General features: G+C 57.5%; 28 protein-coding genes. 19 read left to right on the top strand and 9 right to left on the bottom strand.

What is annotated here, in order from left to right; genetic code table 11:
* The first annotated feature begins 153 nt into the window (after positions 1–153).
* The 7 genes from ACA079_RS05530 (at position 154) to ACA079_RS05500 (ending at position 4,847) form a co-directional block, all read left to right on the top strand.
* Positions 154–723, top strand: a complete 570-nt coding sequence (locus ACA079_RS05530; protein WP_129438012.1) for an electron transport complex protein RnfA — start codon at positions 154–156, stop codon at positions 721–723.
* Positions 720–1,730, top strand: a complete 1,011-nt coding sequence (gene rsxB / locus ACA079_RS05525; protein ID WP_497702838.1) for an electron transport complex subunit RsxB — start codon at positions 720–722, stop codon at positions 1,728–1,730. The genes ACA079_RS05530 and rsxB overlap by 4 nt, the downstream gene beginning before the upstream one ends.
* The gene (locus tag ACA079_RS05520) at positions 1,717–2,709 is read left to right on the top strand and encodes an RnfABCDGE type electron transport complex subunit D (protein WP_497702837.1); all 993 of its coding nucleotides are present in this window, start codon (positions 1,717–1,719) and stop codon (positions 2,707–2,709) included. The genes rsxB and ACA079_RS05520 overlap by 14 nt, the downstream gene beginning before the upstream one ends.
* On the top strand, positions 2,706–3,317 hold the full coding sequence (locus tag ACA079_RS05515; RefSeq protein WP_497702836.1) for an RnfABCDGE type electron transport complex subunit G: 612 nt from the start codon (positions 2,706–2,708) through the stop codon (positions 3,315–3,317). Before ACA079_RS05520 ends, ACA079_RS05515 begins: the two co-directional genes overlap by 4 nt.
* Positions 3,310–3,897, top strand: a complete 588-nt coding sequence (locus tag ACA079_RS05510) for an Rnf-Nqr domain containing protein (RefSeq protein WP_497702835.1) — start codon at positions 3,310–3,312, stop codon at positions 3,895–3,897. Before ACA079_RS05515 ends, ACA079_RS05510 begins: the two co-directional genes overlap by 8 nt.
* 25 nt (positions 3,898–3,922) lie before the next feature.
* Entirely contained in the window at positions 3,923–4,561 is a 639-nt protein-coding gene (nth, locus tag ACA079_RS05505; RefSeq protein ID WP_008155568.1) for an endonuclease III, read from the top strand.
* 106 nt (positions 4,562–4,667) lie between these two features.
* Positions 4,668–4,847, top strand: coding sequence for a PA3496 family putative envelope integrity protein (locus tag ACA079_RS05500; RefSeq protein ID WP_497702834.1), 180 nt, complete (start codon positions 4,668–4,670; stop codon positions 4,845–4,847).
* Between the two features lie 91 nt (positions 4,848–4,938).
* Here ACA079_RS05500 and ACA079_RS05495 read toward each other — a convergent pair whose 3' ends face one another.
* The gene (locus tag ACA079_RS05495; RefSeq protein ID WP_008155570.1) at positions 4,939–5,565 is read right to left on the bottom strand and encodes a response regulator transcription factor; all 627 of its coding nucleotides are present in this window, start codon (positions 5,563–5,565) and stop codon (positions 4,939–4,941) included.
* A gap of 580 nt (positions 5,566–6,145) precedes the next feature.
* On the opposite strand from ACA079_RS05495, the gene ACA079_RS05490 reads away from it, so the two are divergent.
* Entirely contained in the window at positions 6,146–6,778 is a 633-nt protein-coding gene (locus ACA079_RS05490; RefSeq protein ID WP_497702833.1) for a hypothetical protein, read from the top strand.
* Positions 6,779–6,948: 170 nt separating this feature from the next.
* Here the strand turns inward: ACA079_RS05490 and ACA079_RS05485 are convergent, their stop codons facing one another.
* Positions 6,949–8,166, bottom strand: a complete 1,218-nt coding sequence (locus tag ACA079_RS05485) for an argininosuccinate synthase (protein ID WP_007898502.1) — start codon at positions 8,164–8,166, stop codon at positions 6,949–6,951.
* Between the two features lie 129 nt (positions 8,167–8,295).
* Positions 8,296–9,204 (bottom strand): flagellar protein MotY, encoded by a 909-nt coding sequence (locus ACA079_RS05480; RefSeq protein WP_497702832.1) that lies wholly within the window; start codon positions 9,202–9,204, stop codon positions 8,296–8,298.
* Between the two features lie 159 nt (positions 9,205–9,363).
* On the opposite strand from ACA079_RS05480, the gene pyrC reads away from it, so the two are divergent.
* Both pyrC and rnt read left to right on the top strand, forming a co-directional pair.
* Complete coding sequence (pyrC, locus tag ACA079_RS05475; RefSeq protein WP_497702831.1) at positions 9,364–10,410, top strand: dihydroorotase; 1,047 nt, start codon at positions 9,364–9,366, stop codon at positions 10,408–10,410.
* Positions 10,407–11,084 (top strand): ribonuclease T, encoded by a 678-nt coding sequence (rnt, locus tag ACA079_RS05470; RefSeq protein WP_149631464.1) that lies wholly within the window; start codon positions 10,407–10,409, stop codon positions 11,082–11,084. The genes pyrC and rnt overlap by 4 nt, the downstream gene beginning before the upstream one ends.
* A 74-nt stretch (positions 11,085–11,158) precedes the next feature.
* On the opposite strand, the gene ACA079_RS05465 is transcribed toward rnt, so the two are convergent.
* Positions 11,159–11,761 carry a peroxiredoxin gene (locus ACA079_RS05465; RefSeq protein ID WP_008155583.1) on the bottom strand — a complete coding sequence of 201 codons (603 nt, stop codon included), beginning with the start codon at positions 11,759–11,761 and terminating at the stop codon, positions 11,159–11,161.
* 302 nt (positions 11,762–12,063) lie between these two features.
* Between ACA079_RS05465 and ACA079_RS05460 the strand changes: the two genes are divergently transcribed.
* Both ACA079_RS05460 and bfr read left to right on the top strand, forming a co-directional pair.
* Complete coding sequence (locus ACA079_RS05460) at positions 12,064–12,282, top strand: bacterioferritin-associated ferredoxin (protein ID WP_008155585.1); 219 nt, start codon at positions 12,064–12,066, stop codon at positions 12,280–12,282.
* A gap of 198 nt (positions 12,283–12,480) precedes the next feature.
* The gene (bfr, locus tag ACA079_RS05455) at positions 12,481–12,954 is read left to right on the top strand and encodes a bacterioferritin (RefSeq protein WP_056742015.1); all 474 of its coding nucleotides are present in this window, start codon (positions 12,481–12,483) and stop codon (positions 12,952–12,954) included.
* A gap of 170 nt (positions 12,955–13,124) precedes the next feature.
* On the opposite strand, the gene grxD is transcribed toward bfr, so the two are convergent.
* The 3 genes from grxD to plzR form a co-directional block, all read right to left on the bottom strand.
* Positions 13,125–13,466, bottom strand: coding sequence for a Grx4 family monothiol glutaredoxin (gene grxD / locus ACA079_RS05450; RefSeq protein WP_010457686.1), 342 nt, complete (start codon positions 13,464–13,466; stop codon positions 13,125–13,127).
* Between the two features lie 97 nt (positions 13,467–13,563).
* Positions 13,564–15,669 (bottom strand): molybdopterin oxidoreductase family protein, encoded by a 2,106-nt coding sequence (locus ACA079_RS05445; RefSeq protein ID WP_497702830.1) that lies wholly within the window; start codon positions 15,667–15,669, stop codon positions 13,564–13,566.
* A 134-nt stretch (positions 15,670–15,803) separates the two neighbouring features.
* Positions 15,804–16,094: a PlzR type 4 pili assembly inhibitor gene (gene plzR, locus ACA079_RS05440; RefSeq protein ID WP_497702829.1), complete on the bottom strand. Its 291-nt coding sequence runs from the start codon at positions 16,092–16,094 to the stop codon at positions 15,804–15,806.
* 417 nt (positions 16,095–16,511) lie between these two features.
* Between plzR and argF the strand changes: the two genes are divergently transcribed.
* Positions 16,512–17,432, top strand: a complete 921-nt coding sequence (argF, locus tag ACA079_RS05435) for an ornithine carbamoyltransferase (RefSeq protein ID WP_497702828.1) — start codon at positions 16,512–16,514, stop codon at positions 17,430–17,432.
* Complete coding sequence (locus tag ACA079_RS05430; RefSeq protein ID WP_497702827.1) at positions 17,429–18,538, top strand: ABC transporter ATP-binding protein; 1,110 nt, start codon at positions 17,429–17,431, stop codon at positions 18,536–18,538. Before argF ends, ACA079_RS05430 begins: the two co-directional genes overlap by 4 nt.
* Positions 18,539–18,648: 110 nt before the next feature.
* On the opposite strand, the gene ACA079_RS05425 is transcribed toward ACA079_RS05430, so the two are convergent.
* Both ACA079_RS05425 and ybaK read right to left on the bottom strand, forming a co-directional pair.
* Complete coding sequence (locus ACA079_RS05425) at positions 18,649–19,431, bottom strand: PhzF family phenazine biosynthesis protein (RefSeq protein ID WP_497702826.1); 783 nt, start codon at positions 19,429–19,431, stop codon at positions 18,649–18,651.
* A 20-nt stretch (positions 19,432–19,451) separates the two neighbouring features.
* On the bottom strand, positions 19,452–19,922 hold the full coding sequence (gene ybaK, locus ACA079_RS05420; protein WP_007985882.1) for a Cys-tRNA(Pro) deacylase: 471 nt from the start codon (positions 19,920–19,922) through the stop codon (positions 19,452–19,454).
* Between the two features lie 371 nt (positions 19,923–20,293).
* Between ybaK and ACA079_RS05415 the strand changes: the two genes are divergently transcribed.
* From ACA079_RS05415 to ACA079_RS05395, 5 genes are all read left to right on the top strand, one after another.
* Entirely contained in the window at positions 20,294–21,145 is an 852-nt protein-coding gene (locus tag ACA079_RS05415; RefSeq protein WP_129445064.1) for an MIP/aquaporin family protein, read from the top strand.
* Positions 21,146–21,220: 75 nt separating this feature from the next.
* On the top strand, positions 21,221–22,726 hold the full coding sequence (glpK, locus tag ACA079_RS05410) for a glycerol kinase GlpK (RefSeq protein WP_497702825.1): 1,506 nt from the start codon (positions 21,221–21,223) through the stop codon (positions 22,724–22,726).
* 94 nt (positions 22,727–22,820) lie between these two features.
* Positions 22,821–23,576: a DeoR/GlpR family transcriptional regulator gene (locus ACA079_RS05405; protein WP_007916700.1), complete on the top strand. Its 756-nt coding sequence runs from the start codon at positions 22,821–22,823 to the stop codon at positions 23,574–23,576.
* Between the two features lie 330 nt (positions 23,577–23,906).
* Positions 23,907–25,445 carry a glycerol-3-phosphate dehydrogenase gene (gene glpD / locus ACA079_RS05400; RefSeq protein ID WP_497702824.1) on the top strand — a complete coding sequence of 513 codons (1,539 nt, stop codon included), beginning with the start codon at positions 23,907–23,909 and terminating at the stop codon, positions 25,443–25,445.
* A gap of 456 nt (positions 25,446–25,901) precedes the next feature.
* Entirely contained in the window at positions 25,902–26,816 is a 915-nt protein-coding gene (locus ACA079_RS05395) for a glutamate/aspartate ABC transporter substrate-binding protein (RefSeq protein WP_497702823.1), read from the top strand.
* The last annotated feature ends 143 nt before the right edge of the window (positions 26,817–26,959 follow it).

Below are 26,959 nucleotides of genomic sequence, written 5' to 3'. Positions count from 1 at the left end.
CACCTTGTAGGAGCTGTCGAGTGAAACGAGGCTGCGATCTATTGACCTTGTCTTCAAAAAACAAAGTCAAAAGATCGCAGCCTGCGGCAGCTCCTACAGATTTACCCAGCAGCCCAACGATGTGTGGATACGGACACTTCAGGTAGACAGATCATGACCGAAATTGTTCTTACGCTTATCAGCACTGCCCTGATCAACAACCTCGTGTTGCACTGGCCGCTGGGCGTCGATCCGCTGTTGGGCAACGAACACCGGCAGGTCCACGCGCTGGGCCTTGCGACGACGTGTTTGATGCTGATCGTCGGCACGCTGGGCTACTCGGCCTACCGTTGGTTGCTGGTTCCGCTGGAGCTGACGTCGCTGCGCCTTTTCGTCTTCCTGCCATTAAGCGTTCTGCTGATTGGCCCGCTGCTGAAAGTGCTTTCCCGGTTACTTCCAAAGCTTGCGTTCGATGGTCTCTGGCCCCTGCTGCTGGGCAACGCCGGCGTACTCGGCCTGACGCTGCTCAACGCTCAGGACGACAAAGGCTTCTTCCACGCCATGGCCCTGAGCCTGGGTGCCGGCCTGGGTTTCTGGCTGGTACTGAGTTTGTTCAGCGACCTGCGCCAACGCACAATCGAAAATGATATCCCCCTGCCCTTTCGCGGCCTGCCTATCGACCTGATCGGCGCCGGATTGATTGCAGTGGCCTTTCTCGGATTCAGCGGACTGATCAAAACATGAGTCTGATTCAACGCATCGACGCCCTCTTGCCGCAGACCCAATGCGGCAAGTGCGGCCACCCCGGATGCAAACCGTACGCCGAAGGCATTGCCAGCGGCGAACCGATCAACAAATGTCCGCCGGGCGGCAGCGAGACCATCGCGGCCCTGGCCGAGCTGTTGAAAGTGCCGGTGCTGGAACTGGACGTCAGTCGCGGTTCGGCCCCGGCGCAGATCGCCTACATTCGTGAAGCGGAGTGTATTGGCTGCACCAAGTGCATCCAGGCCTGCCCGGTGGATGCCATTGTCGGCGCGGCGAAATTGATGCACACGGTAATCGTCGATGAATGCACCGGTTGCGACCTGTGCGTAGCGCCCTGCCCGGTGGATTGCATCGAGATGCGGCCGTTGCCGCTGAACACCGTGCTGCCGATTGTCGGCGGCCTGGCGTTCAGCCTTGAGGAACAACGCGCCCGAGCGGCCAAGCGCAATCACGCACGGCGCCGATTCGAACAGCGCAACGCTCGCCTGCATCGCGAAGAAGAACAGAAAATCGCCGAACGTCTGGCCCGCGCCCAGCGCGCCGCCCAGCAAAGTGAGGTAGCGACACTCGACCCGGTTCAGGCCGCTCTTGAGCGAGTCCGCGCACAGAAGGCAGCCAATGCGGACGCGGCGTTGAAAAAGGCCAAAATCGATCTGGCGATGAGTCGGGCGCAACTGAACAAGTCACTCAAGGCGTTCGGGCATCCGCCGACCTTCGAACAGCAATCGCAGCTGATCGTTCTGCAACAGCAGTTCGAGGTTGCCGAACAGGCTTTGGCGAAACTGGAAAGTACTGCACCGCCAGCTGCGGCCCCCGTAGTTCCGGCGAAAAATGCGCAGCTGAATCGGGCAAAGATCCAGTTGGCCATGCGCCGTGCCGAACTCAAGAAAGCTCAAACCAGCGAAGCGCCGACTGAGCAGATCGAAGCCCTGGAACTCGCGGTGAATGAAGCCGAGCGTCAGGTGGATGCCTATGCCGCCCCTTGAATCGGTCGACGAGCGCCTTCAACAGGCCATGAAGCTGGTATTGCTGGCCACCGTGCCGGGAATGCTGGTGTTTTTCTGGCTGTATGGCTGGGGCGTATTGATCAACCTGATTCTGACGGGTGTTACCGCACTGGCCGTTGAAGCGATCGTGTTGCGCTTGCGCAAGCTTGCGCTCAAGCCGAGCTTGAGCGATGGCAGTGCGCTGGTCAGCGCGACGCTGTTGGCTCTGGCCTTGCCGCCTTATTGCCCGTGGTGGCTGACGGTCTGTGCCGCGGCGTTCGCGATGGTGTTCGGCAAACACCTGTATGGCGGCGTTGGCAAGAACCCGTTCAACCCGGCAATGTTGGGCTTCGCCCTGGTGCTGGTGACCTTTCCCCAACAGATGACCCACTGGCCGTCATCCCATGGGCTGGACCTGATCGGCGGCTTGCAGCAGGTGTTCGGGTTCAGCCTCGGGCAGACGCCAGATGCCTGGGTCCAGGCCACGGCGCTGGACAGCCTGCGGATCAACAAAAGCCTGACCATGGATGAACTGTTTGCCGCTAACCCGGCGTTCGGTCATTTCGGTGGGCGAGGCATGGAGTGGGTCAACCTGGCCTTTCTGGCGGGCGGCGCGTTTCTGCTGCAACGACGGGTGTTCAGCTGGCATGCGCCGGTCGGCATGCTCGCCAGCCTGTTCATCATCAGCCTGCTGTGCTGGAACGGCTCGGGCTCCGACTCCCATGGTTCGCCGCTGTTTCATCTGCTCACTGGTGCGAGCATGCTGGGTGCATTCTTCATCGTCACAGAACCGGTGTCCGGCGCAAAAAGCGCCGGCGCACGACTGCTGTTCGGCGCGGGCGTCGGGCTGCTGACGTACCTGATTCGTACCTGGGGTGGTTATCCGGACGGCGTAGCCTTTGCCGTGCTGTTGATGAACCTCTGTGTGCCGGCGCTGGAGCGGTTTTCCGCCTCCAGACTGGAACGGGGTGCGCCATGAGCCGAGCGTCGAGCGTTGTGGTCCTGGTGTTGCTGGCAGGCCTGGGGATTGGCGCGACTTACCTCGTGCAACACACCAGCGCGCCGCGCATTGCGGCCGAACAGCGCCTGATCGACAGTCGTAACCTGCTGGACCTGCTCCCGGCTGAAAGCTACGACAATCAGCCGCTGGAACAGCCACTCGCCCTCGAAAATACCGGGCTGGCCAACAGCACGCTGCTGGGTGGCTACCTGGCGACCAAGACTGGCCAACCCAGCGCCGTGTTACTGCGCAGCCAGACCCTGGGCTACGAGGGTTCCATCGAATTGCAGATCGCCATCGGCGCAAACGGCAAGGTACTGGGCGTCAAAACGCTCAAGCAATCGGAAACTCCGGGGCTGGGCGGTCGACTCGCCGACTGGCCCAATACCTGGCTTCAGGCATTTTCCGGAACGTCCCGAACCGAACCTGCCGACAATGGCTGGGCCTTGAAAAAGGATCAGGGACAATTCGATCAAATAGCGGGCGCGACCATTACTTCGAGAGCGGTCATCAACGCCATCCATGACGCGTTGCGCTACTTCGACGAACATCAGCAACAGTTGATCGGGAGCAGCGCTCATGAATAAGTCATCGACGCTGCAGAATTCACTGATGCTTGCGCCGCTGATCGGTGCCACGGATTCATTGGTGTCCGCTCTGGGCTTGTGGCTGATGTTCATCGTGGTGATCAGTACCTTTGGAGTGAGCATGGGCGCGTTGCGATCCCGACTTGTCCCGGCGACACATTTGCTTGCCAGCGTCCTGCTGGCGGCCACACTGACCAGTTGCGCGGAGCTCGCCGCGCAAGTCTGGTCGCTGCAATGGCACCAACATGTAGGGTTCTATGCAGGATTGATTGCCTTGCAATGCGTTGTGCTGGAACACACCGGCTTTCTCCAGAGCGCCTGGCGTGATCGCCTGCGCCTGTGTGGCCTGTTCGGCGCGTTGATGACGGGCCTTGGCTTTCTGCGTGAGCTCATTGGCAACGGAACACTCGGCAGCCATCTGCCATGGCTGGCGGGCACTGCGCAAGCGGACTGGCAAGGCTGGGTGCTGACTGCCGACGGTGGCTTGCGCCTGGCCACCTTGGCCCCTGGCGGATTCATTCTGCTGGGACTGCTGATCGCCGCACGTCAGGCCTGGACCCGCTCGACGCCCTCTCACTGACCGCCTTCGAGGAAACGCACTGCCCATGAATGCCGCAAAACGTCTGGAAATTTTTCGCCGATTTCACGAAGACAACCCGGAACCGAAGACCGAACTGGCCTACTCCTCGCCATTCGAATTACTGATCTCCGTGATTCTCTCCGCGCAGTCGACCGATGTCGGCGTCAACAAGGCCACCGCCAAGCTCTACCCGGTGGCCAATACACCGGCGGCAATTTATGCCTTGGGTGTCGAGGGACTGTCGGAATACATCAAGACCATCGGCCTGTTTAACAGCAAAGCCAAAAACGTGATCGAGACCTGTCGCTTGCTGATGGAGCGTCATGGAGGCGAAGTGCCGCAAACCCGTGAAGAGCTGGAAGCGTTACCCGGCGTCGGCCGCAAAACCGCCAACGTGGTGCTCAACACCGCATTCCGTCAGCTGACCATGGCCGTGGACACGCATATTTTCCGGGTCAGCAACCGCACCGGCATTGCTCCAGGTAAAAACGTGGTCGAGGTTGAGCAAAAACTCATGAAGTTCGTGCCGAAGGAATATCTGCTCGACTCCCATCACTGGCTGATCCTCCACGGACGCTACGTTTGCCTTGCCCGCAAGCCTCGCTGCGGCAGTTGCCGGATCGAAGACTTGTGCGAATACAAGCAAAAGACATCGGACGATTGAGGCGCTATTAGGTTTTTCGATTTATCGATTGAAAAAATCTTTTTTACCCGCCGGGAGATTATCGATATAAGGAGCGCCAAAGGCAGTCTTAGCCTGGAGTGACACTATGAGCGCTGGCAAAGAGCAATTGGACGTAGAAGACGACTTCACCCCTGTTGAGGCAGATGATGCTGAACCGGTGGTTGAAGTGGCGAAGACCAACCTGAGCAAACGCCGTACCATCGACAATCTGCTGGAGGAGCGCCGACTGCAAAAGCAATTGGCCGATTACGATTTTGACCTATGACACCTAAAAGCCTCCCGAAACGGAGGCTTTTTACTAAGTGCCGACCCCTGATACCCCCCCACTCATCGCGCCTTGTCAAACGTTGAGACAGTCACACCAAACCATTGCGTTGGGCCAATTCGATCAGGTCGACCAAGGAGCGAGCGTTGAGCTTCAACAACAGACGAGTCTTGTAAGTACTAACGGTCTTATTGCTGAGGAACATTCCATCGGCGATCTCCTTGTTGGTCTTGCCTCGGGCCAATTGTTGCAAGACCATCATTTCCCGTCCCGACAGACGATCCACCATATCGGCTTCACTGGCGTTTCCCAAACTGGAACGTACGGTATGCAAGGCTTGATTCGGAAAGTAACTGTAGCCTGACAATACTGCCTTTATTGCACTGAGCAACTCAGTGAGATCCTGTTGTTTGCAGACATACCCGGCGGCACCGGATTGCATGCAACGCATGGAAAAATGCCCAGGCGCCTGGGAAGTTAATATCAGCACTTTCATGGGCATCGCTGTCGATGTCAGACGCGCAATAACTTCCAGCCCATCAAGTTTCGGTATTCCAATATCCAGGATAACAATATCCGGCATATGCTCACGGGCAAGTTGCAACGCATCCACGCCATTATCTGTCTCTGCAATAACTTCGTAGCCGTGACGCTCCATTAGCATACGTACCGCAAGACGAATGACGGGGTGATCATCCACGATCAGCACTTTATTCATGGGCAAGTCCAATTTTCGCTGTTCGAATTTTTAGAGCCCGCACGATAGCCTAGTCGTTTCACCCATGGCATGCCGCCCCCCTCGGCCACCCACACCGAGAGACATTCCCTACAGACATTAAAGAATTGTCTTACAAATTTCCAAAAATACTGGCGGGGGCAAACACTTTATCAACCTGAAAACATTTCGATTATCCGCAGTTTTTTTGTTTCTGTTTACAACCAGAAAACCAAATAACAGGGTTCATCGCAAGAGATCCAACGAATACTGACTATTGAGCTACCCTTAACAGTAACTGATATTTACCCACTTGAAACCCCATACCACAAACACCGCACACCAAGGCTGTAATAAAAAATCACACCAAGCAACACCTCAACAACAAACTCGACCCATCACCACCTAAAACTCAACAACAGAGGTACCCGCTGCACGCTCAATACCGTTACTATCAAACCTTCGAAAGCCAAAACTAAAAAGGAGTAGCGAACAAATATAAACACCGACCACTTAGTTATTAAAATGAAAACCAAAAAGATCAATCAACCGAGAAAATACAATATTCCAATGAGCAAAAAACATGATCAAATCAAAGAAAAAAATCGTCAACCCCATGACAGTTATTGCAATATTTGCCGCTATTTCTGAAACATCGGCCGCCGTCTCACTGCCCTTTCTCGACAATAAGGAGCGGGAGTTCTATATCTGGTTCCTGATCAGTTTCCCTTTTTATTTGCTTTTTCTTTTCTTCGCCACACTCAATTTCAACTATCGGTCGCTGTACGCGCCGTCCGATTACGGCAAGGGAAAGCATTTTGTAAAAGTGATGGACAACGCTGAACGCGGTCAGCGACCTGATAACCTGAAGAACCCTCCCGTCCGGATCGGTATTCAGACGGGCCTCTCGACTCTACAGCACGTTTGCCTGGCCGAGCCGCTAAAAAACCTGCACATCGTCGATGCGCGGTGGCTGAACAAGAAAATGGAATTCGGTGCCTGGATTGAAAAAAACCGGCAGCCGCAGGGAAGCCCAGCACAAGTGATCGTATTTCTCACCTGTACCGATTCGGAGGCATTACTGAAGGAAAGCGCAAGCAAGCAATCAAAACAGGCCAAGAATCGCAGCGGACCAACGCTTTGCATTGCTTACAATTTGAACTCACACGGTCTAACGATTCTTGATCACTCTTTTTACCTGACACGCAGCAGGTAACGCTTGAAGAGCATTCAGAGAGAGGAAACAGAAGGAAGGTATTACAGATACAAAAAGGGCGCTGATAACACGACGTCCGGCAGAAAAACTCCCCCCTATTCAAAATTGTGGCCTTGTCACCGACAAGGCCACAACTCTATTAACGTCGTTCCACTACGGTTTCAAAGATCTCAGAAAAGCTTCCGGCCTTTGTTCGCCGCAATACGCATGCGCAAGGCGTTGAGCTTGATGAAGCCCGCCGCGTCGGCCTGGTTGTAGGCGCCGCCATCTTCTTCGAAGGTCGCGATGTTGGCATCGAACAACGATTCGTCGGACTTGCGACCGGTGACGATCACGTTGCCCTTGTACAGCTTCAGGCGCACAACGCCGTTCACGTGTGCCTGGGACGCATCGATCATCTGTTGCAGCATCAGACGCTCAGGACTCCACCAGTAACCGGTGTAGATCAGGCTGGCGTATTTAGGCATCAGCTCGTCTTTGAGGTGAGCCACTTCGCGGTCCAGGGTGATCGATTCGATCGCACGGTGAGCGCGCAGCATGATGGTGCCGCCAGGGGTTTCGTAGCAGCCACGGGACTTCATGCCCACATAACGGTTCTCGACGATGTCGAGACGGCCGATACCGTGTTCGCCGCCGATACGGTTCAGGGTCGCCAGCACGGTAGCCGGGGTCATTTCGACGCCGTCCAGTGCGACGATATCGCCGTTGCGGTAGGTCAGTTCCAGGTATTGCGCTTTATCTGGAGCCTTCTCCGGGGAGACGGTCCATTTCCACATGTCTTCTTCGTGCTCGGTCCAGGTGTCTTCCAGCACGCCGCCTTCATAGGAGATGTGCAGCAGGTTGGCATCCATCGAGTACGGGGATTTTTTCTTGCCGTGACGCTCGATCGGGATGTTGTGCTTTTCAGCATAATCCATCAGCTTTTCACGGGAGAGCAGGTCCCATTCGCGCCACGGAGCAATCACTTTCACGCCTGGCTTCAAGGCGTAGGCGCCCAGTTCGAAACGAACCTGGTCGTTGCCCTTGCCGGTAGCGCCGTGGGAAATGGCGTCAGCACCGGTTTCGTTGGCGATTTCGATCAAGCGCTTGGCGATCAACGGACGAGCGATGGAAGTACCCAGCAGGTACTCGCCTTCGTAAACGGTGTTGGCGCGGAACATCGGGAAAACGAAATCGCGCACGAATTCTTCGCGCAAGTCGTCGATGTAGATCTCTTTCACGCCCATGGCCTGTGCCTTGGCGCGTGCAGGTTCGACCTCTTCGCCCTGACCCAGGTCAGCGGTGAAGGTCACGACTTCACAGTTATAAGTATCCTGCAGCCACTTGAGGATCACCGAAGTGTCCAGGCCGCCGGAATACGCCAGAACGACCTTGTTTACGTCCGCCATGCCATCACTCCACGGGGTTCTACGGAAAGCCGTCAAGTCTACCGGTCATGCAGGATAATTTACAGAGGCGCGACAGCTTATGACGACGAAGCGACAGATTATGTCGAGTGAGCGACGATAACAGCGGGTTCAGGAGGTCGACGCGGCGCTCGCCGATGCAGTGGCCTGAGGGGCCGGCGTTTCGGTGGGCGCAACGCGCGCGAGGTGCACATTGACTCGACGGTTCTTCGCCCGGTTGGCGGAATTGGTATTGGGCGCCAATGGATAACGCTCGCCATGAAAGCGCACGGTGATCTGCGATTCCTGAATGCCGTTGGCCTTGAAGAACTCCATGACTGCCAGGGCCCGACGCCGCGACAAATCACGATTGGTCAGGCGGTTGCCGCTGTTGTCGGAGTGACCATCGAGTTCGATGTGGTTGACCGTCGGGTCGGCCTTCATGAACTCCAGCATCACTTGCAATTGCGCCTTGGCCTGCGCGTCGAGATCGAGGCCTTCGCCGGGGAAGCCGATCTGCGATTGCTTAACCTGCTCGAAATTCTTCGGCAGCAGCTTCGCCACGCAGCCCTGATAGTCGTTGAAGGCCTTGCTGAACTTGACCGGCAACAGGCGCACTTCCGACACCCGGCCATCGCCAGAGTAATGTCGAACGACCGGACTGCGGCCATCCATCAGCCCACTGATCAAGCGGCCGGCCTGTACTTGCGAACTGTTGAACAGCACATTGCCGCTGCCGATCCGCACAGAACCGAGGTTGATGTCACCACGGCCCGGCTGCCAGGGTGCAGCCGCCGCCAGCAACGTCGCCGAACCGCCGCCGATCATCGAGTTATAGGCCTTCAGACGAAACGTCGCTTGCTCGCCAGCGCGGCGCACGAACTCACCCGAACCAAAATCGGTGATCGGCTGACTCAGGCGGCACTCGAACTTGTCTCCTTCGACCGTCCACTCGATGCTCTCCAGACGGGTCTGGAAAGTGAGCGCCATCGCTGGAAGGCTGGCAAACACGCTGAGCAAGGCTAAATAACGCTGGCGCACGGGAGGCTCCACTGGCTTCTACAACAAAAAGACCGACACACAGATGTTTACGGCATACCTGTTGGATATCGGAAGCTTCCAGCAAAACTTGATAGCGAGTGCCTGGAAGAGTCTTTTCCGGTAGCATTCCCCTCAGTTTGACCCGCCTGGAATCCCCTCATGTCCGACCGCCTGACCCTGCTGCGTCCCGACGACTGGCATATTCATCTTCGCGATGGTGCTGTGTTGCCCAATACAGTCGCGGATGTCGCGCGCACCTTTGGTCGCGCCATCATCATGCCCAACCTGGTACCTCCGGTGCGTAACACCGCTGAAGCCGACGGCTATCGCCAGCGGATTCTCGCTGCACGCCCGGCTGGCAGCCGCTTCGAACCGTTGATGGTGCTGTACCTGACCGACCGCACCCAGCCCGAAGAAATTCGCGAGGCCAAGGCCAGTGGTTTCATTCACGCCGCCAAGCTGTACCCGGCCGGCGCGACCACCAACTCGGACTCCGGTGTCACCAGCATCGACAAGATTTTCCCTGCACTCGAGGCCATGGCCGAAGTCGGGATGCCCTTGCTGGTTCACGGTGAAGTCACCCGTGGCGATGTCGACGTGTTCGATCGCGAAAAAATCTTCATCGATGAGCACATGCGTCGTGTCGTCGAGCGTTTCCCGACGCTCAAAGTGGTGTTCGAACACATCACCACCGCTGACGCCGTGCAGTTCGTCAACGAGGCTTCGGCCAATGTTGGCGCGACCATCACCGCGCATCACCTGCTGTACAACCGCAACCACATGCTGGTGGGCGGGATTCGGCCGCACTTCTATTGCCTGCCGATCCTCAAGCGCAACACCCATCAGGAAGCCCTGCTCGACGCCGCCACCAGCGGCAGCGACAAGTTCTTCCTCGGCACCGACTCGGCGCCCCATGCCCAGCACGCCAAAGAAGCCGCTTGCGGCTGTGCCGGTTGCTACACCGCTTATGCAGCGATCGAAATGTATGCCGAAGCCTTCGAACAGCGCAACGCGCTGGACAAGCTCGAAGCCTTTGCCAGCCTGAACGGCCCGCGCTTCTACGGCCTGCCGGTGAACACCGATCGCATCACCCTGGTCCGCGATGAGTGGACCGCCCCAACCAGCCTGCCATTTGGCGAGCTGACCGTAATCCCGCTGCGCGCCGGTGAAAAACTGCGCTGGCGCCTGCTGGAGGAACACGCGTGAGTGAAGACCATTTCGACGACGAACAGGACGGCCAAGGCGGCGGAGGTGGTTCGCGCCACCCGATGGCTGAGCGCTTCCGTGGATACCTGCCAGTCGTTGTCGACGTTGAAACCGGTGGTTTCAACTCTGCCACTGACGCCTTGCTGGAAATTGCCGCAACTACCATCGGCATGGACGAAAAAGGGTTTGTGTACCCCGACCACACTTACTTCTTCCGCGTAGAGCCTTTTGAAGGCGCAAACATCGAAGCGGCTGCTCTGGAATTCACCGGGATCAAACTCGATCACCCGCTGCGCATGGCAGTGAGTGAAGAAGCCGCGCTGACCGACATCTTCCGCGGCATCCGCAAGGCTCTGAAAGCCAACGGTTGCAAACGGGCGATTCTGGTCGGGCACAACAGCAGCTTCGATCTGGGCTTTCTTAACGCCGCCGTCGCGCGCCTGGACATGAAGCGCAACCCGTTTCATCCGTTCTCGAGCTTCGATACGGCAACCCTGGCCGGTCTGGCTTACGGCCAAACCGTACTGGCCAAGGCCTGTCAGGCAGCCGATATCGACTTCGACGGTCGTGAGGCCCACTCGGCTCGCTACGACACCGAGAAGACGGCTGAGCTGTTCTGCGGCATCGTCAATCGCTGGAAACAAATGGGCGGCTGGGAAGACTACAACGACTGATCCGTCGCTGGGTTTATCCCGCCCATAAAAAAACCGGCCTCAACGGCCGGTTTTTTTATGCCTGACGCTTGGGCTTACAGAGCCGCAGCGTGCTCGGTCAGGTAAGCCGCAACACCTTCGGTGGAAGCGGTCATGCCTTTGTCGCCTTTTTTCCAGTTGGCAGGGCAAACTTCGCCGTGCTCTTCGTGGAATTGCAGAGCGTCGACCAGACGAACCAGCTCTTCGATGTTACGGCCCAGCGGCAGGTCGTTGATGATCTGCGAGCGGACAACGCCTTTGTCGTCGATCAGGAACGCACCACGGAACGCTACACCGTCAGCGGACTGAACGTCGTAGGCCTTCATGATTTCCTGCTTGATGTCGGCAGCCATGGTGTAACGGACCTGGCCGATACCACCATTGTTGACCGGGGTGTTGCGCCAGGCGTTGTGGGTGAAGTGCGAGTCGATCGAAACGGCGATCACTTCAACGTTGCGTGCCTTGAAGTCAGACATGCGGTTGTCCAGAGCGATCAGCTCGGACGGGCAAACGAAGGTGAAGTCCAGTGGGTAGAAGAACACCAGGCCGTATTTGCCTTTGATGGCCGACGACAGGGTGAAGCTGTCTACGATTTCGCCATTGCCGAGTACGGCCGGTACGGTGAAGTCTGGGGCTTGTTTGCCTACGAGTACGCTCATTGGATATCTCCTGGTGTAAAAACGTGAAGTTCCGGGTTTGCGCCAGCCTGCCACCTTCAGGCGACAGCCCTGTGACACGAACCCGCTTCATAAGGACCGGCCATCATACACTGCGTTTTTGCCCTGTCCTTAACGGTTTTTTTCTCAGGGGAAATGCGGTCGACTGGTTTGCCTCGTGATCGATGCCGAGAGGAAACCGTTCGTCAGCCCCGATCAAAGCTTTCAGAAACCACTTTGACAATCATTCTCGTTAACATTAAGATCCATCGCAATTGAGTCACAACCAGCGACGGTTTTCACTTATGTATGTTTGCCTCTGCACTGGCGTCACCGACGGTCAAATCCGCGAAGCGATCTATGAAGGTTGCTGCAGCTATAAGGAAGTCCGTCAGGCCACCGGCGTAGCCAGCCAATGCGGCAAATGTGCTTGCCTTGCCAAGGAAGTGGTCCGCGAAACCCTGACCAAATTGCAATCGGCCCAGGCCGCAATTCCTTATCCTGTAGAATTTACCGCCGCGTAAGTAACGTATTTCAAAGAACCGGACTTGATGTCCGGTTTTTTTATGTCTGAAAATCAATCGCTTACGCTCTAGACGCGGAACACAAACATTCTTATTCCGATTAATTTTCATATAAGTTTCAATAACTTAGGTTTGACACCCTTACATACGCGGCTCAAACTCTGCCTTATAGACAGCTACTTAGGGCAGGACCCCATCATGAAAGGCGACGTTACAGTCATCCAGCATCTCAACAAGATCCTTGCCAATGAGCTGGTCGCGATCAATCAATACTTCCTGCATGCACGCATGTACGAAGATTGGGGCCTGAACAAGCTCGGCAAGCACGAATACCACGAATCCATCGACGAGATGAAGCACGCGGACAAGCTGATCAAGCGCATCCTGTTCCTTGAAGGCCTGCCGAACGTCCAGGACCTGGGCAAGCTGCAGATCGGCGAACACACCAAGGAAATGCTTGAGTGCGACCTGCGTATCGAACGCACCGGTCATGCGGATCTCAAAGTGGCTATCGCTCATTGCGAAACCGTTGGCGACTTTGGTAGCCGTGAACTGCTTGAAGATATTCTTGAATCCGAAGAAGAACATATCGACTGGCTGGAAACCCAACTGGGTCTGATCGATAAAGTCGGTCTTGAGAACTATCTGCAATCGCAGATGGGCGAAGAGTAGGAGCTGCCGCAGGCTGCGATCTTGGCGATTGCAGCGGCAATAGTGCAGTAACTTTTCAAGTTCAATAAAAAGCCCCGCTCCTCTTTCGAGGGCGGGGCTTTTTAGTTGCTGAAGATCAAAAGATCGCAGCCTCGTTTCACTCGACAGCTCCTACAGGGGAGCCAATCGTCTTAGGCTTCGGTCTTGTTGGCAGCAGCAGCTTCGACAGCAGCCTTGATCGTGGCCTGCAACGAACCATCAGCAGACATTTCAGTCATGATGTCGCTACCGCCGACCAGCTCACCGCCAACCCACAGTTGCGGGAAGGTTGGCCAGTTGGCGTATTTTGGCAGGTTGGCGCGGATTTCCGGGTTCTGCAGGATGTCCACGTAAGCAAATTTTTCACCACACGCCATCACGGCCTGCGCGGCTTTCGCGGAGAAGCCACACTGCGGGGCATTCGGCGAGCCTTTCATGTAAAGCAGAATGGTGTTGTTAGCAATCTGCTCTTTAATCGTTTCGATGATATCCATGGAGCACCTCGGCTGAACTTTCCGACTCAGAGGTCGGCACGGTGGCGCATTGTAACGGAAACCCGAGCACCCTGCTCGGTCTCCCCGACAGACTTGATCAAGCCGCCGCCACGGTCACTGGCACACCGTTCAACGCCGCATTGCCCGACAACTCATCGAGCTGACACTCGTCGGTCAAGTCATTGGCGCTGGAGCCCGGCTGACCACTGGCAATGGTCATCTGCACACCCGGCCGCGCATGGCCCCAACCGTGCGGAAGGCTGACCACGCCTTTCATCATATCCAGACTGCCGAGCACTTCAACTTCGATCATACCGACCCGCGAACTGACCCGCACTCGCTGCCCGTCGTTGAGCCCACGGCTGGCCAGGTCATCCGGGTGCATCAACAATTGATGGCGCGGCTTGCCCTTCACCAGGCGGTGATAGTTGTGCATCCACGAGTTGTTGCTGCGCACATGACGGCGGCCGATCATCAGCAACTCATCGGCCGCTGGTGCTTGCAAGGCTGCAAAGCGCCCCAGGTCGGCAAGGATCGCTGGTGGCGCTGCCTGGACGCGCTGGCTGGCGGTTTTCAGGCGAGGCGCCAGGTTAGATTTCAGCACCCCGAGATCAACACCATGAGGGTGATCGAACAAGGTCGCCAGCGACAATTTCTGTTCCGAAGCATCACCATACAACCCCATCCGCAAGCCACGGTCGATCATCTGCGCTGGCGGGATCGTCGGTTTCAGTTCCTTGCCGGTCTTCGCAGCAAAGGCCTTGGCCAGCCCTACGAAAATCTCCCAGTCATGCAACGCACCTTCGGGCTTGGTCAGGATCGCGCGGTTGAACCGACTGACGTTGCGCACCGCAAACATGTTGAAAGTCGTGTCGTAGTGATCGTTTTCCAGGGCCGATGTGGACGGCAGAATCAGGTCGGCATAACGCGTGGTTTCATTGATGTACAGGTCGATGCTGACCATGAACTCCAAACCGTCCAGCGCCTGTTCCAGTTGCCGGCCATTGGGCGTCGACAGCACCGGATTACCCGCCACGGTAATCAGCGCGCGGACCTGCCCTTCCCCTTCGGTGAGCATCTCTTCAGCCAGCGCCGAGACCGGCAGTTCTCCACCATATTCAGGACGCCCGGAGACCCGGCTCTGCCACAGATTGAAATGCCCGCCCGAGGTGGACGCCACCAGGTCCACCGCAGGTTCGGTGCACAACGCACCACCCACGCGATCGAGATTACCGGTGACCAGGTTGATCAGTTGCACAACCCAATGACACAACGTGCCGAACGCCTGGGTCGAGACACCCATGCGGCCGTAACACACTGCTGTCGGCGCCGCCGCAAAGTCCCGCGCCAGTTGGCGGATCTGTTCGGCGGGCACCGCGCACAGTGGGCTCATGGCCTCGGCGGTGAAATTCGCGACGGCTTCCCGCACCTCATCCAGACCGTCCACCGGCAAATGACTGTCGCGGGTCAGGCCTTCAGCGAACAAGGTATTGAGCAGCCCGAACAACAACGCCGCATCGCCACCGGGGCGCACGAACAGATGCTGGTCGGCAATCGCTGCGGTTTCGCTGCGGCGCGGATCGACCACCACCACTTTGCCGCCGCGAGCCTGAATGGCCTTCAAGCGCTTCTCCACATCAGGCACGGTCATGATGCTGCCGTTGGAGGCCAGCGGATTGCCGCCGAGGATCAGCATGAAATCGGTGTGATCAATGTCCGGGATCGGCAACAGCAAACCGTGGCCGTACATCAAATGGCTGGTCAGGTGATGGGGCAACTGATCGACCGAGGTCGCGGAAAACCGGTTACGGGTTTTCAACAGGCCGAGAAAGTAATTGCTGTGGGTCATCAGCCCATAGTTGTGCACGCTGGGGTTGCCTTGATAGACCGCCACCGCGTTTTGCCCATGACGCTCCTGAATCGCCGCCAGCCGTTCGGCTACAAGGTTGAAGGCGTCTTCCCACTCGATGGGTTGCCATTCGCTGCCGACCCGCAGCATTGGCTGCCGCAGACGATCCGGATCGTTCTGAATATCTTGCAGGGCAACGGCCTTGGGGCAGATGTGCCCGCGGCTGAATGTATCCTGAGCGTCACCCTTGATCGAAGTGATCTGCACCGCACCTTCGACCTCGGTGGTTTCGATGGTCAGGCCGCAGATGGCTTCGCACAAGTGGCACGCACGGTGATGGAGAGTCTTGGTCATGGCCAGTCTCTGTCTTGTTCTGGGCGGGCAATATCGGCCGCGGGAACAAAACTATGGCGCCTGATCCACTGCTGCGCCAGCGACGTTCGTCTTGTGAATCGGCGGCCATCAGGCCAGCCGATGACCGCTGGGGATCAGTTCGGCGGCAGCCTCGGCGGCGCCTGCAACTGGATCTCCTGGATGGTTTCGATTTGCTCTTGAGCGACATGAACACCGGTGAGCTCGCCGATCAGTCGCCAGTGCTCGTCGAGCCCGGTGCTGATGGTTGCCATGCGGTCGATCATCCGCCGGCCGGCGGCCTTGGTCACGTCGTCGTCACTGCGCATCAACTCGAAGGACATCGAGGTCATGGACGCGGTGAGGTGGGTCAGCGAGCGGGCCGTGAGGCCGAGTAACTCCATTAACTGTTGTTCTTTCGATTCCATTCCGAAGGCTTCCTGCGTCGTTCGTGGGTTAGTTATAACCTGCCACTATGCTTTAGCAAATGTTTCAGACCAGATACATCCATCAATCCTGAACACAAATGCTTCGAATGACAGGTCAGAAACCGACCGCTGCTATGCCGTCCCCGCCCCGTTTGATTGCAAAGCCCCGCGACCCCAGTGTACAAATGACGGGCTGCTGTCAGGAAACAGGCTTCAAAAGCGCTACTGCGGTCATCCCGTAGCCCCTCTGAACTCCCCTAAAAACCGTAGCCCTATTGGTAAGACGCGACATTTAATTATAAGATCGCGCCTTCCCCTATTTCGTCGCCCCGTGCGGCTTACGCCGCAGGTCTCGCCCGTTTTTCAGTTAAACAAGGCTTTGAGTATCTGCGGTCTGTTGCAAAAAGGTAGTCAATGATGAGCGCAAGGCACTTTCTCTCCCTGATGGATTGCACGCCCGAAGAGCTGGTCAGCGTGATCCGTCGAGGCGTTGAGCTCAAAGACCTGCGTAACCGCGGTGTACTGTTCGAGCCTCTGAAAAACCGCGTGCTCGGGATGATTTTCGAGAAGTCCTCGACCCGCACCCGTATTTCGTTCGAAGCGGGCATGATCCAGCTCGGTGGCCAGGCGATCTTCCTGTCGCCGCGCGACACCCAACTGGGCCGTGGCGAGCCGATCGGCGATGCCGCCATTGTCATGTCGAGCATGCTCGATGCGGTGATGATCCGTACGTTTTCCCACAGCACACTGACCGAATTCGCCGCCAATTCGCGCGTCCCGCTGATCAACGGCCTGTCCGATGACCTGCACCCGTGCCAGCTGCTGGCGGACATGCAGACGTTCCTCGAACACCGCGGTTCGATCCAGGGCAAGACCGTGGCCTGGATCGGCGACGGCAACAACATGTGCAACAGCTATATAGAAGCGGCGATCCAGTTCGACTTCCAGTTGCGCATCGCGTGCCCGGAAGGCTTTGAACCCAACCCGGAATTCGTGGCCAAGGCCGGTGATCGGGTCACCATCCTGCGCGATCCGAAGGATGCCGTACGCGGCGCCCACCTGGTCAGCACCGACGTCTGGACCTCCATGGGCCAGGAAGAGGAAACCGCCAAACGCCTGAAGCTGTTCGCGCCGTTCCAGGTCAACCGCGCCCTGCTCGACCTGGCCGCACCGGACGTACTGTTCATGCACTGCCTGCCGGCCCACCGTGGCGAGGAAATCAGCGTGGACCTGCTCGATGACAAGCGCTCCGTCGCGTGGGATCAAGCCGAAAACCGTCTTCACGCACAAAAGGCCCTGCTCGAGTTTCTCGTCGAGCCGGCGTACCACCACGCATGAGCCATCCATTACTGCTGAACCTGCGCAACCTCGCTTGCGGCTATCAAGACCAGCGCGTCGTGCAGAACCTGAACCTGCATTTGAATGCCGGCGACATCGGTTGCCTGCTGGGCTCATCGGGCTGCGGCAAAACCACCACGCTGCGGGCGATTGCCGGTTTCGAACCGGTACACGAAGGTGAAATCCAGTTGGCGGGCGAGACAATCTCCCGCGCCGGTTTCACCCTCGCCCCGGAGAAACGCCGGATCGGCATGGTGTTCCAGGATTACGCACTGTTTCCGCACTTGAGCGTGGCCGAGAACATCGCCTTCGGGATCCGCAAGCATCCGCAAAAGGATCGCGTCACCGAAGAGTTGCTGGAACTGGTCAATCTGAAGAACCTCGGCAAGCGTTTTCCGCATGAGCTGTCCGGTGGTCAACAGCAGCGTGTCGCCCTCGCGCGTGCCTTGGCGCCGGAACCGCAACTGCTGCTGCTCGACGAACCCTTCTCCAACCTTGATGGCGAGCTGCGACGCAAGCTCAGCCATGAGGTGCGCGATATCCTCAAGGCCCGTGGCACCAGCGCGATTCTGGTGACTCACGACCAGGAAGAGGCCTTCGCGGTGAGTGATCATGTGGGGGTGTTCAAGGAAGGTCGTCTGGAACAGTGGGACACGCCCTACAACCTGTATCACGAACCGCTGACACCGTTTGTGGCCAGCTTCATTGGCCAGGGTTATTTCATTCGCGGTCAGCTGAGTAGCCCCGAGTCGGTGCAGACCGAACTGGGTGAGTTACGCGGTAATCGTGCCTACACCTGGCCGGTTGGCGGTGCGGTGGATGTGTTGCTGCGTCCGGACGATATCGTTTATGCACCGGATAGCACACTGAAGGCGCGGATTGTCGGCAAGTCTTTCCAGGGTGCGTCCACCTTGTATCGCTTGCAGTTGCCGACCGGCGCGCAGCTGGAATCGATTTTCCCAAGCCATGCCGATCATCAGGTGGGTTCAGAAGTCGGCATTCGTGTCGCGGCTGAACACCTGGTGCTGTTTCAGGGCACCGGCAGCATCGCGGCGCAGATTCCGGCCGTCGAATCCGGCGTGCGCCGCTACAGCAGCGCCCACTGACACCTAAATCTGTAGGAGCAAAGCTTGCTCGCGATAGCATCGCCGCGGTTTAGCTGATGCACCGCATCATCGTTCATCGCGAGCGAGCTTTGCTCCTACAAAGATCAGCATCAACCCAGCATTAGCGTTCCGCTCGCAACGAGCGTCGCATTCCCGCCGATTTTCACCCGATCCCCTTCCAGCCGACAGAACAATTCCCCGCCTCGGGCCGAACGCTGATAAGCCGTCAAGATCGTCTTGCCCAAACGTTTCGACCAGTACGGAATCAGGCTGCAATGGGTCGAGCCAGTCACTGGGTCTTCGTTGATGCCGATCGCCGGCGCGAAGTAGCGGGAAACAAAATCATGCTGGCTGCCCCTGGCCGTGACAATTGCTCCTGGCCACGGCAGTTTCGCCAGTGCCGCCATGTCCGGCTGACATTCGAGCACCGCCTGCTCGGATTCCAGCACCACGAACAACTCGTTCGCCCCCAGCACATCAACCGCTTCCACACCGAGCGCGCGCTCGACATCCAGGGTCACGCCCACTTCCGACGGAATGAGCGCCGGAAAATCCAGCCACAAGCGCTCACCCTCACGACTCACACTCAGCAGGCCGGACTTGCAGACGAAGTCCAGTCGCTCGACCGGCTCTTTGTAGATTTCAAACAGAACGTAAGCGCTGGCCAGGGTTGCATGACCGCACAACGGCACTTCGATGGTCGGGGTAAACCAGCGGATGTGCCAGCCCTGCCCTTCGCGCACCAAGAAAGCAGTTTCGGTGAGGTTGTGCTCGGCGGCGATCTTCTGCATCAACTCATCGGCAAGCCAGGCATCGAGGCGATAGACCATCGCCGGGTTGCCACTGAACGGCCGATCACTGAACGCATCGACCTGATGAAACTCAAGCTGCATAACCTTCTCCCTAGTGCGCGTCAGGTACGGCCGATATCAGCGAACTTCGCCTGGGTATGCTCGGCCAGCACCGCAGGTGCCAATTCGACTTCCAGCCCTCGTCGCCCCGCGCTGACAAAAATGCTGGCGAAGGGCTGCGCCGAATTATCGATAAAGGTACGCAAGCGTTTTTTCTGTCCCAGCGGACTGATGCCGCCCAAGAGGTAACCGGTGGATCGTTGCGCAGCGGCAGGATCGGCCATTTCGACTTTTTTCACGCCCGCTGCATGCGCCAGGCCCTTTAAGTCCAGACTTCCGACGACCGGCACCACGGCCACCAGCAATTCACCTTTCTCGCTCGCCGCCAGCAAGGTCTTGAACACCTGCGCCGGATCCAGCCCCAGCTTCTCCGCGGCCTCCAGCCCGTAGGACGCTGCCTTCGGATCATGTTCGTAACTGTGCACGCGATGTTCGGCACGAACTTTTTTCAACAAATCCAATGCGGGGGTCATGACAGCTCCAGACTGGGCGGCAGAAGAAAAAGACTGCGTTGGATTCTAGGTCATCGATCAATAAAAGGCTCTATTGCGGCGCTATTTCAAAGGCTTGGCGGCGCCTTATGCCGTTCGTCCACCTTCAGCCTGCCGCGTGAACGATGCGGTCATTCACGTGACTAATAGTTCGATTGTGACTGACGGTTCACTTTCGACCTTTGACAGCAGCGTTTCTTGTCTATATTTTTTCGAATCTGAATACTGTACGAATGTTCCTATCGCAGCACCCAGCAGTAGGCCGAGAACAGGATGGGGATCCTGCCTCGGTGAAAATCGCGCTTTTGACCATGATGCAAAAGCGCCAGACAACAACAAAAATGAGGTTTTCAATGACAACTGCTTTACAACAACCGTCGCTCTCAAGCCAATGCATGGCCGAATTCCTGGGCACTGCGCTGCTGATATTTTTTGGTACAGGCTGCGTTGCCGCGCTCAAGGTCGCGGGTGCCAGCTTCGGCCTTTGGGAAATCAGCATCATCTGGGGGATCGGCGTGAGCATGGCGATCTACCTGACCGCCGGCGTTTCCGGGGCTCATCTCAATCCCGCCGTCAGCATTGCCCTGAGCATTTTCGCTGACTTCGAAAAGCGCAAACTGCCTTTTTATATTCTCGCCCAGATCGCTGGTGCCTTCTGTGGGGCGTTGTTGGTTTACACGCTGTACAGCAATTTATTCTTCGATTACGAACAAACTCACCATATGGTTCGTGGTACTCAGGCCAGCCTCGAATTGGCGTCGGTGTTTTCCACCTTCCCCAACCCAGCCTTGACCACAGCACAAGCCTTCCTGGTTGAGGTGATCATCACCGCCATCCTGATGGGCGTGATCATGTCCCTGACCGACGACAACAATGGCTTGCCAAAGGGTCCGCTCGCTCCGCTGCTGATCGGCCTGCTGATTGCCGTAATTGGCAGTTCGATGGGGCCGCTAACCGGTTTTGCGATGAACCCGGCGCGTGACTTCGGTCCTAAACTGATGACTTTCTTCGCTGGCTGGGGTGAAATTTCGTTCACCGGCGGGCGCGATATCCCGTATTTCCTGATTCCGATTTTTGCACCGATTGTCGGTGCCTGCCTCGGTGCTGCAGCTTATCGCGGGCTGATTGCCCGTCATCTGCCCAGCGCCCTACCTGCTACAAAGGACGCAGCACCGGCCATTGACGGCAAACCAAGAACTTCTTGATACCGTTGGCGTGTGATCCTGCCCATCAGATCACGCGCCGGACCTCACTCCCTTTTTTCGTCCAAGGCAATCGACATGACCGACACTCAGAATAAGAACTACATCATTGCCCTCGATCAGGGTACGACCAGCTCCCGCGCGATCATTTTCGATCGCGACGCGAATGTGGTCTGCACCGCCCAGCGCGAATTCGCACAGCATTACCCGCAAGCCGGTTGGGTCGAACACGATCCGATGGAAATTTTCGCCACTCAAAGCGCCGTGATGGTCGAGGCCCTGGCTCAAGCCGGCCTGCATCACGACCAGGTTGCGGCCATCGGCATCACCAACCAGCGCGAAACCACCGTGGTCTGGGACAAGACCACCGGCCGCCCGATCTACAACGCGATCGTCTGGCAGTGCCGCCGCAGCACCGAGATCTGCCAGCAACTCAAGCGCGACGGTCACGAGCAATACATCAGCGAAACCACCGGCCTGGTTACCGACCCGTACTTCTCTGGCACCAAGCTCAAGTGGATCCTCGACAACGTCGAAGGCAGCCGCGAACGCGCGCGCAAAGGCGAACTGTTGTTCGGCACCATCGACAGCTGGCTGATCTGGAAATTTACCGGCGGCAAAGTGCACGTCACCGACTACACCAACGCCTCGCGCACCATGCTCTTCAACATCCACACGCTGGAGTGGGATGCGAAGATGCTGGAGGTGCTGGATATTCCGCGCGAGATGCTGCCGGAAGTTAAATCCTCGTCCGAAATCTACGGCCACACCAAAAGCGGCATCGCCATCGGCGGTATCGCGGGTGACCAGCAAGCGGCCCTGTTCGGCCAGATGTGCGTCGAACCCGGCCAGGCGAAAAACACCTACGGCACCGGCTGCTTCCTGCTGATGAACACCGGCGACAAAGCCGTGAAATCCAAGCACGGCATGTTGACCACCATCGCTTGCGGCCCACGCGGCGAAGTGGCTTACGCGCTGGAAGGCGCTGTGTTCAACGGCGGTTCGACTGTTCAGTGGCTGCGCGACGAACTGAAAATTATCAACGACGCCCACGACACCGAATACTTCGCCAACAAGGTCAAGAACAGCAACGGCGTGTACCTGGTACCCGCCTTCACCGGTCTGGGCGCGCCCTACTGGGACCCGTATGCCCGTGGTGCATTGTTCGGCCTGACTCGCGGTGTACGCGTGGATCACATCATTCGTGCAGCTCTGGAATCGATTGCCTACCAGACTCGCGACGTTCTGGACGCCATGCAACAGGATTCCGGCGAACGCTTGAAATCCCTGCGTGTGGACGGCGGCGCAGTCGCGAACAACTTCCTGATGCAGTTCCAGGCCGACATCCTCGGCACTCAGGTCGAGCGTCCGCAAATGCGCGAAACCACCGCACTCGGTGCGGCTTACCTGGCCGGTCTGGCGTGTGGCTTCTGGGGCAGCCTGGATGAGTTGCGCGGCAAGGCTGTGATCGAACGCGAATTCGAACCGACCCTGGACGAAACCGCGAAGGAAAAACTCTACGCCGGCTGGAAAAAAGCCGTCAGCCGCACCCGCGATTGGGAACCGCATGAAGGCGCTGAATAAGTCAACGACAGGATCCGATTAGGTTCTAACTGGTAGGGAGCAGATTCCTGCGGCATCATGGGCAAATTTTGCACGGCAGCCCAAAGGAAGCCCCATGAATCTGCCTCCCCGTCAGCAGCAAATCCTCGAACTGGTCCGCGAACGCGGCTATGTCAGCATCGAGGAAATGGCTACGCTGTTCGTCGTTACACCGCAAACCATCCGCCGCGATATCAATCAGCTTGCGGAAGCTAATTTGTTGCGTCGCTACCACGGCGGCGCAGCCTACGATTCCAGCGTCGAAAACACCGCCTACGCCATGCGTGCCGATCAGATGCGCGATGAAAAGCAGCGTATCGGTGAAGCCATTGCGGCTCAAATCCCCGATCACGCCTCGCTGTTCATCAATATCGGTACCACCACCGAATCCATCGCCCGGGCGTTGCTCAATCACAATCACCTGAAGATCATCACCAACAACCTGCACGTGGCTTCGATGCTCAGCGCCAAGGACGACTTCGATGTCCTGCTGACGGGTGGCAACGTGCGGCGTGACGGTGGCGTGGTCGGTCAGGCCAGTGTCGACTTCATTAACCAGTTCAAGGTTGATTTCGCCCTGGTCGGCATCAGCGGTATCGATGAAGACGGCAGTCTGCTGGACTTCGACTATCAGGAAGTTCGGGTGTCCCAGGCGATCATCGCCAATGCCCGACAGGTCATCCTCGCGGCTGACTCCAGCAAATTCGGGCGCAACGCCATGATTCGCTTGGGGCCGATCAGCTTGATTGATTGCCTGGTCACCGATCAGCAGCCTGTGCCGGCGTTGGCGCAGTTGTTGAGTCAGCACAAGATTCGGCTGGAGGTTGTTTAACCCTTTCCAAACAGCGCGCTCCCTTGTGGCGAGGGAGCTTGCTCCCGCTCGGCTGCGCAGCAGACGCAAATCAGACGATATGTTCTTCCTGAAAAATCACACTCGCCGGTTTTAGGGCTGCTTCGCAGCCCAGCGGGAGCAAGCTCCCTCGCCACAAAAGCACTCAAATCGCACTTTTAATGTTCGAAAATTTTCCTTTCACGGCCCTTCGATCAGTATTTTCAATCGAAGTTAACTGGCTGTGGGCGACTTTATGGGCTACCATTTTCGCAAATGAACATTAATGTTCGAATTCCAATACCGAAAATCATAAAAGCCCGAGGCTAGCCGATGCCCACTTCTACCTTGCCTACGCCCCCTCTTGCCGAGATCTACGATATCGCCGTTATCGGTGGCGGGATCAATGGCGTGGGGATCGCAGCGGATGCCGCCGGTCGCGGTCTTTCGGTGTTTCTGTGCGAAAAAGACGACCTTGCGAGCCACACCTCGTCGGCCAGCAGCAAGCTGATCCACGGTGGCCTGCGCTACCTTGAACATTACGAATTCCGTCTGGTGCGCGAAGCCCTGGCCGAACGCGAAGTGCTGCTGGCCAAGGCCCCGCACATCGTCAAGCAGATGCGCTTCGTGTTGCCGCACCGCCCACACCTGCGTCCAGCGTGGATGATCCGCGCCGGTCTGTTCCTTTATGACCACCTCGGCAAACGGGAAAAACTCGAAGGCTCGAAAAGCCTGAAGTTCGGCCCGGACAGCCCGCTGAAAAGCGAAATCACCAAAGGCTTCGAATACTCCGATTGCTGGGTCGACGATGCCCGTTTGGTAGTGCTGAACGCCATGGCCGCCCGCGAAAAAGGCGCCCACGTTCACACCCAGACTCGCTGCGTCAGCGCCCGTCGCACCAAGGGAATGTGGCACCTGCATCTGGAACGTGCCGATGGCAGTCTGTTTTCGATCCGCGCCAAGGCACTGGTAAACGCCGCTGGCCCATGGGTCGCCAAGTTCATTCGTGACGACCTGAAGATGGAATCGCCGTACGGCATCCGCCTGATTCAGGGCAGCCATCTGATCGTGCCAAAGCTGTACGAAGGCGAACACGCGCACATTCTGCAAAACGAAGATCAGCGCATCGTCTTCACCATTCCGTACCTGAACCACTTCACCCTGATCGGCACCACCGACCGCGAGTACACCGGCGATCCGGCTGCAGTTGCGATCACTGAAGGCGAAACCGACTACCTGTTGAAAGTGGTCAACTCCCATTTCAAGAAACGCATCAGCCGCGACGATATCCTGCACAGCTATTCCGGTGTTCGCCCACTGTGCAACGACGAATCCGACAACCCGTCGGCGGTCACTCGCGACTACACCCTGGCGCTGTCGGGCACTGGCGAAGAAGCGCCGCTGTTGTCGGTGTTCGGCGGCAAGCTGACCACCTACCGCAAACTGGCCGAGTCGGCGCTGGCGCAACTGGCTCCGTACTTCAAGAACATCAAGCCGAGCTGGACCGCCAGCGCCACCCTGCCGGGCGGTGAAGACATGACCACCCCGCAAGCGTTGAGCTCGTTGATCCGCGACAAGTTCGACTGGGTGCCGACCGAAATCGCCCGCCGCTGGGCCACCACCTACGGCAGCCGCACCTGGCGCATGCTGGAAGGCGTGCAGAATCTCGGCGATATGGGCGAACACATCGGCGGCGGGCTCTACACCCGTGAAGTCGATTACCTGTGCAGCGAAGAATGGGCGACTACCGCGCATGACATTCTGTGGCGCCGCAGCAAGCTGGGGTTGTTCACCACCCCGGCGGAACAGGAAAAGCTCAAGGATTACCTGAACAAGGTCGAGCAGAACCGCAGCAAGATCCAAGCGGCCTGATCGGCAATCCGTTTAAAGCAAAGCCCCTGAATCTTACGATTCAGGGGCTTTTCGCATTCTAGAGAACACCAAATCCCCCTGTGGGAGCGAGCTTGCTCCGGGCGGCGTTCCGACGATGAGGCCATGCCATTCACATCTTCTTTGCCTGATACACCGCTATCGCGAGCAAGCTCGCTCCCACAGGGTTATGTGCAAGCCTGATCATTCGGTTTTCCGAACGCGACCTGTCGGTCGATTCGGTTAACCGGATTATCCAAAATCAAAAACCTCGCCATAAATATTTAATACCCTTATAAATCAATACGTTGACCTGTTTGACCTGGCCTGGCACGAGTCATGCTCTACACTCTTGGACGAATGACCGCTGAGCCAACCCTTCAGGAGCCGGCAAGCATTCGAAGCACAAAAAGGGCCGATGAACTGGCTCCATATAAAAACAATGTCGAGGAAAATTTGATGCGCATCGTTCCCCATCTCCTGGGCGCAGCCATTGCTGCCGCTCTGATCAGCACTCCAGTTTTCGCCGCCGAACTCACCGGCACCCTGAAGAAGATCAAAGAGTCCGGCGTTATCACTCTCGGACATCGTGACGCTTCCATTCCGTTTTCCTACATCGCTGATGCTTCCGGCAAACCGATGGGCTACTCCCACGATATCCAGCTGAAAATCGTCGAAGCCATCAAGAAAGACCTCGACCTGCCGAACCTTCAGGTCAAATACAACCTGGTCACCTCGCAAACCCGTATCCCGCTGGTGCAGAACGGCACCGTGGACGTCGAGTGCGGCTCCACCACCAACAACGTCGAGCGTCAGCAGCAAGTCGACTTCTCCGTCGGCATCTTCGAAATCGGTACCCGCCTGCTGTCCAAGAAAGGCTCCGCGTACAAGGATTTCGACGACCTAAAAGGCAAGAACGTCGTGACCACTGCCGGCACCACGTCCGAGCGCATCCTCAAGTCGATGAACGCCGACAAACAAATGGGCATGAACGTCATCTCCGCCAAAGACCACGGCGAATCCTTCCAGATGCTGGAATCGGGCCGTGCCGTCGCGTTCATGATGGACGACGCGCTGCTGGCCGGTGAAGCGGCCAAAGCCAAGAAGGCGGATGACTGGGCCGTGACCGGCACTCCACAGTCCTACGAAATCTACGGCTGCATGGTCCGCAAGGGCGACGAGCCGTTCAAGAAAGTCGTGGATGACGCCATCGTTGCAACCTACAAGTCCGGCGAGATCAACAAGATCTACGAAAAATGGTTCATGGCGCCAATCCCGCCAAAAGGCCTGAACCTGAACTTCCCGATGAGCGACGAGCTCAAGGCCCTGATCGCCAATCCGACCGATAAAGCGGCTGACGACAAGAAATCCTGATTTCTGACTAACCTTATCTCCTGAGAGGGCCGCTGCCCTTTCGGGGGATAGTCACTCCCTGCTGGCATTTTTGGAAACACTCGAACCGGTGGCTGTCGAGCCGCTCGTGTGTGCCTGATCGTCAAGATCAGGCGGGAACGGAG

Source organism: Pseudomonas sp. LBUM1645 (assembly GCF_059716185.1).
The sequence above is the reverse complement of the archived record's forward strand: the minus strand, read 5'-3'. Positions and strand labels throughout refer to the sequence as shown.

Coding starts and splice junctions, on each gene's coding strand:
- ACA079_RS05530 (WP_129438012.1), top strand. CDS start 154: ATGACCGAAATTGTTCTTACGCTTATCAGCACTGCCCTGATCAACAAC.
- rsxB (WP_497702838.1), top strand. CDS start 720: ATGAGTCTGATTCAACGCATCGACGCCCTCTTGCCGCAGACCCAATGC.
- ACA079_RS05520 (WP_497702837.1), top strand. CDS start 1,717: ATGCCGCCCCTTGAATCGGTCGACGAGCGCCTTCAACAGGCCATGAAG.
- ACA079_RS05515 (WP_497702836.1), top strand. CDS start 2,706: ATGAGCCGAGCGTCGAGCGTTGTGGTCCTGGTGTTGCTGGCAGGCCTG.
- ACA079_RS05510 (WP_497702835.1), top strand. CDS start 3,310: ATGAATAAGTCATCGACGCTGCAGAATTCACTGATGCTTGCGCCGCTG.
- nth (WP_008155568.1), top strand. CDS start 3,923: ATGAATGCCGCAAAACGTCTGGAAATTTTTCGCCGATTTCACGAAGAC.
- ACA079_RS05500 (WP_497702834.1), top strand. CDS start 4,668: ATGAGCGCTGGCAAAGAGCAATTGGACGTAGAAGACGACTTCACCCCT.
- ACA079_RS05495 (WP_008155570.1), bottom strand. CDS start 5,565: ATGAATAAAGTGCTGATCGTGGATGATCACCCCGTCATTCGTCTTGCG.
- ACA079_RS05490 (WP_497702833.1), top strand. CDS start 6,146: ATGATCAAATCAAAGAAAAAAATCGTCAACCCCATGACAGTTATTGCA.
- ACA079_RS05485 (WP_007898502.1), bottom strand. CDS start 8,166: ATGGCGGACGTAAACAAGGTCGTTCTGGCGTATTCCGGCGGCCTGGAC.
- pyrC (WP_497702831.1), top strand. CDS start 9,364: ATGTCCGACCGCCTGACCCTGCTGCGTCCCGACGACTGGCATATTCAT.
- ACA079_RS05465 (WP_008155583.1), bottom strand. CDS start 11,761: ATGAGCGTACTCGTAGGCAAACAAGCCCCAGACTTCACCGTACCGGCC.
- ACA079_RS05460 (WP_008155585.1), top strand. CDS start 12,064: ATGTATGTTTGCCTCTGCACTGGCGTCACCGACGGTCAAATCCGCGAA.
- bfr (WP_056742015.1), top strand. CDS start 12,481: ATGAAAGGCGACGTTACAGTCATCCAGCATCTCAACAAGATCCTTGCC.
- grxD (WP_010457686.1), bottom strand. CDS start 13,466: ATGGATATCATCGAAACGATTAAAGAGCAGATTGCTAACAACACCATT.
- ACA079_RS05445 (WP_497702830.1), bottom strand. CDS start 15,669: ATGACCAAGACTCTCCATCACCGTGCGTGCCACTTGTGCGAAGCCATC.
- plzR (WP_497702829.1), bottom strand. CDS start 16,094: ATGGAATCGAAAGAACAACAGTTAATGGAGTTACTCGGCCTCACGGCC.
- argF (WP_497702828.1), top strand. CDS start 16,512: ATGAGCGCAAGGCACTTTCTCTCCCTGATGGATTGCACGCCCGAAGAG.
- ACA079_RS05430 (WP_497702827.1), top strand. CDS start 17,429: ATGAGCCATCCATTACTGCTGAACCTGCGCAACCTCGCTTGCGGCTAT.
- ACA079_RS05425 (WP_497702826.1), bottom strand. CDS start 19,431: ATGCAGCTTGAGTTTCATCAGGTCGATGCGTTCAGTGATCGGCCGTTC.
- ybaK (WP_007985882.1), bottom strand. CDS start 19,922: ATGACCCCCGCATTGGATTTGTTGAAAAAAGTTCGTGCCGAACATCGC.
- ACA079_RS05415 (WP_129445064.1), top strand. CDS start 20,294: ATGACAACTGCTTTACAACAACCGTCGCTCTCAAGCCAATGCATGGCC.
- glpK (WP_497702825.1), top strand. CDS start 21,221: ATGACCGACACTCAGAATAAGAACTACATCATTGCCCTCGATCAGGGT.
- ACA079_RS05405 (WP_007916700.1), top strand. CDS start 22,821: ATGAATCTGCCTCCCCGTCAGCAGCAAATCCTCGAACTGGTCCGCGAA.
- glpD (WP_497702824.1), top strand. CDS start 23,907: ATGCCCACTTCTACCTTGCCTACGCCCCCTCTTGCCGAGATCTACGAT.
- ACA079_RS05395 (WP_497702823.1), top strand. CDS start 25,902: ATGCGCATCGTTCCCCATCTCCTGGGCGCAGCCATTGCTGCCGCTCTG.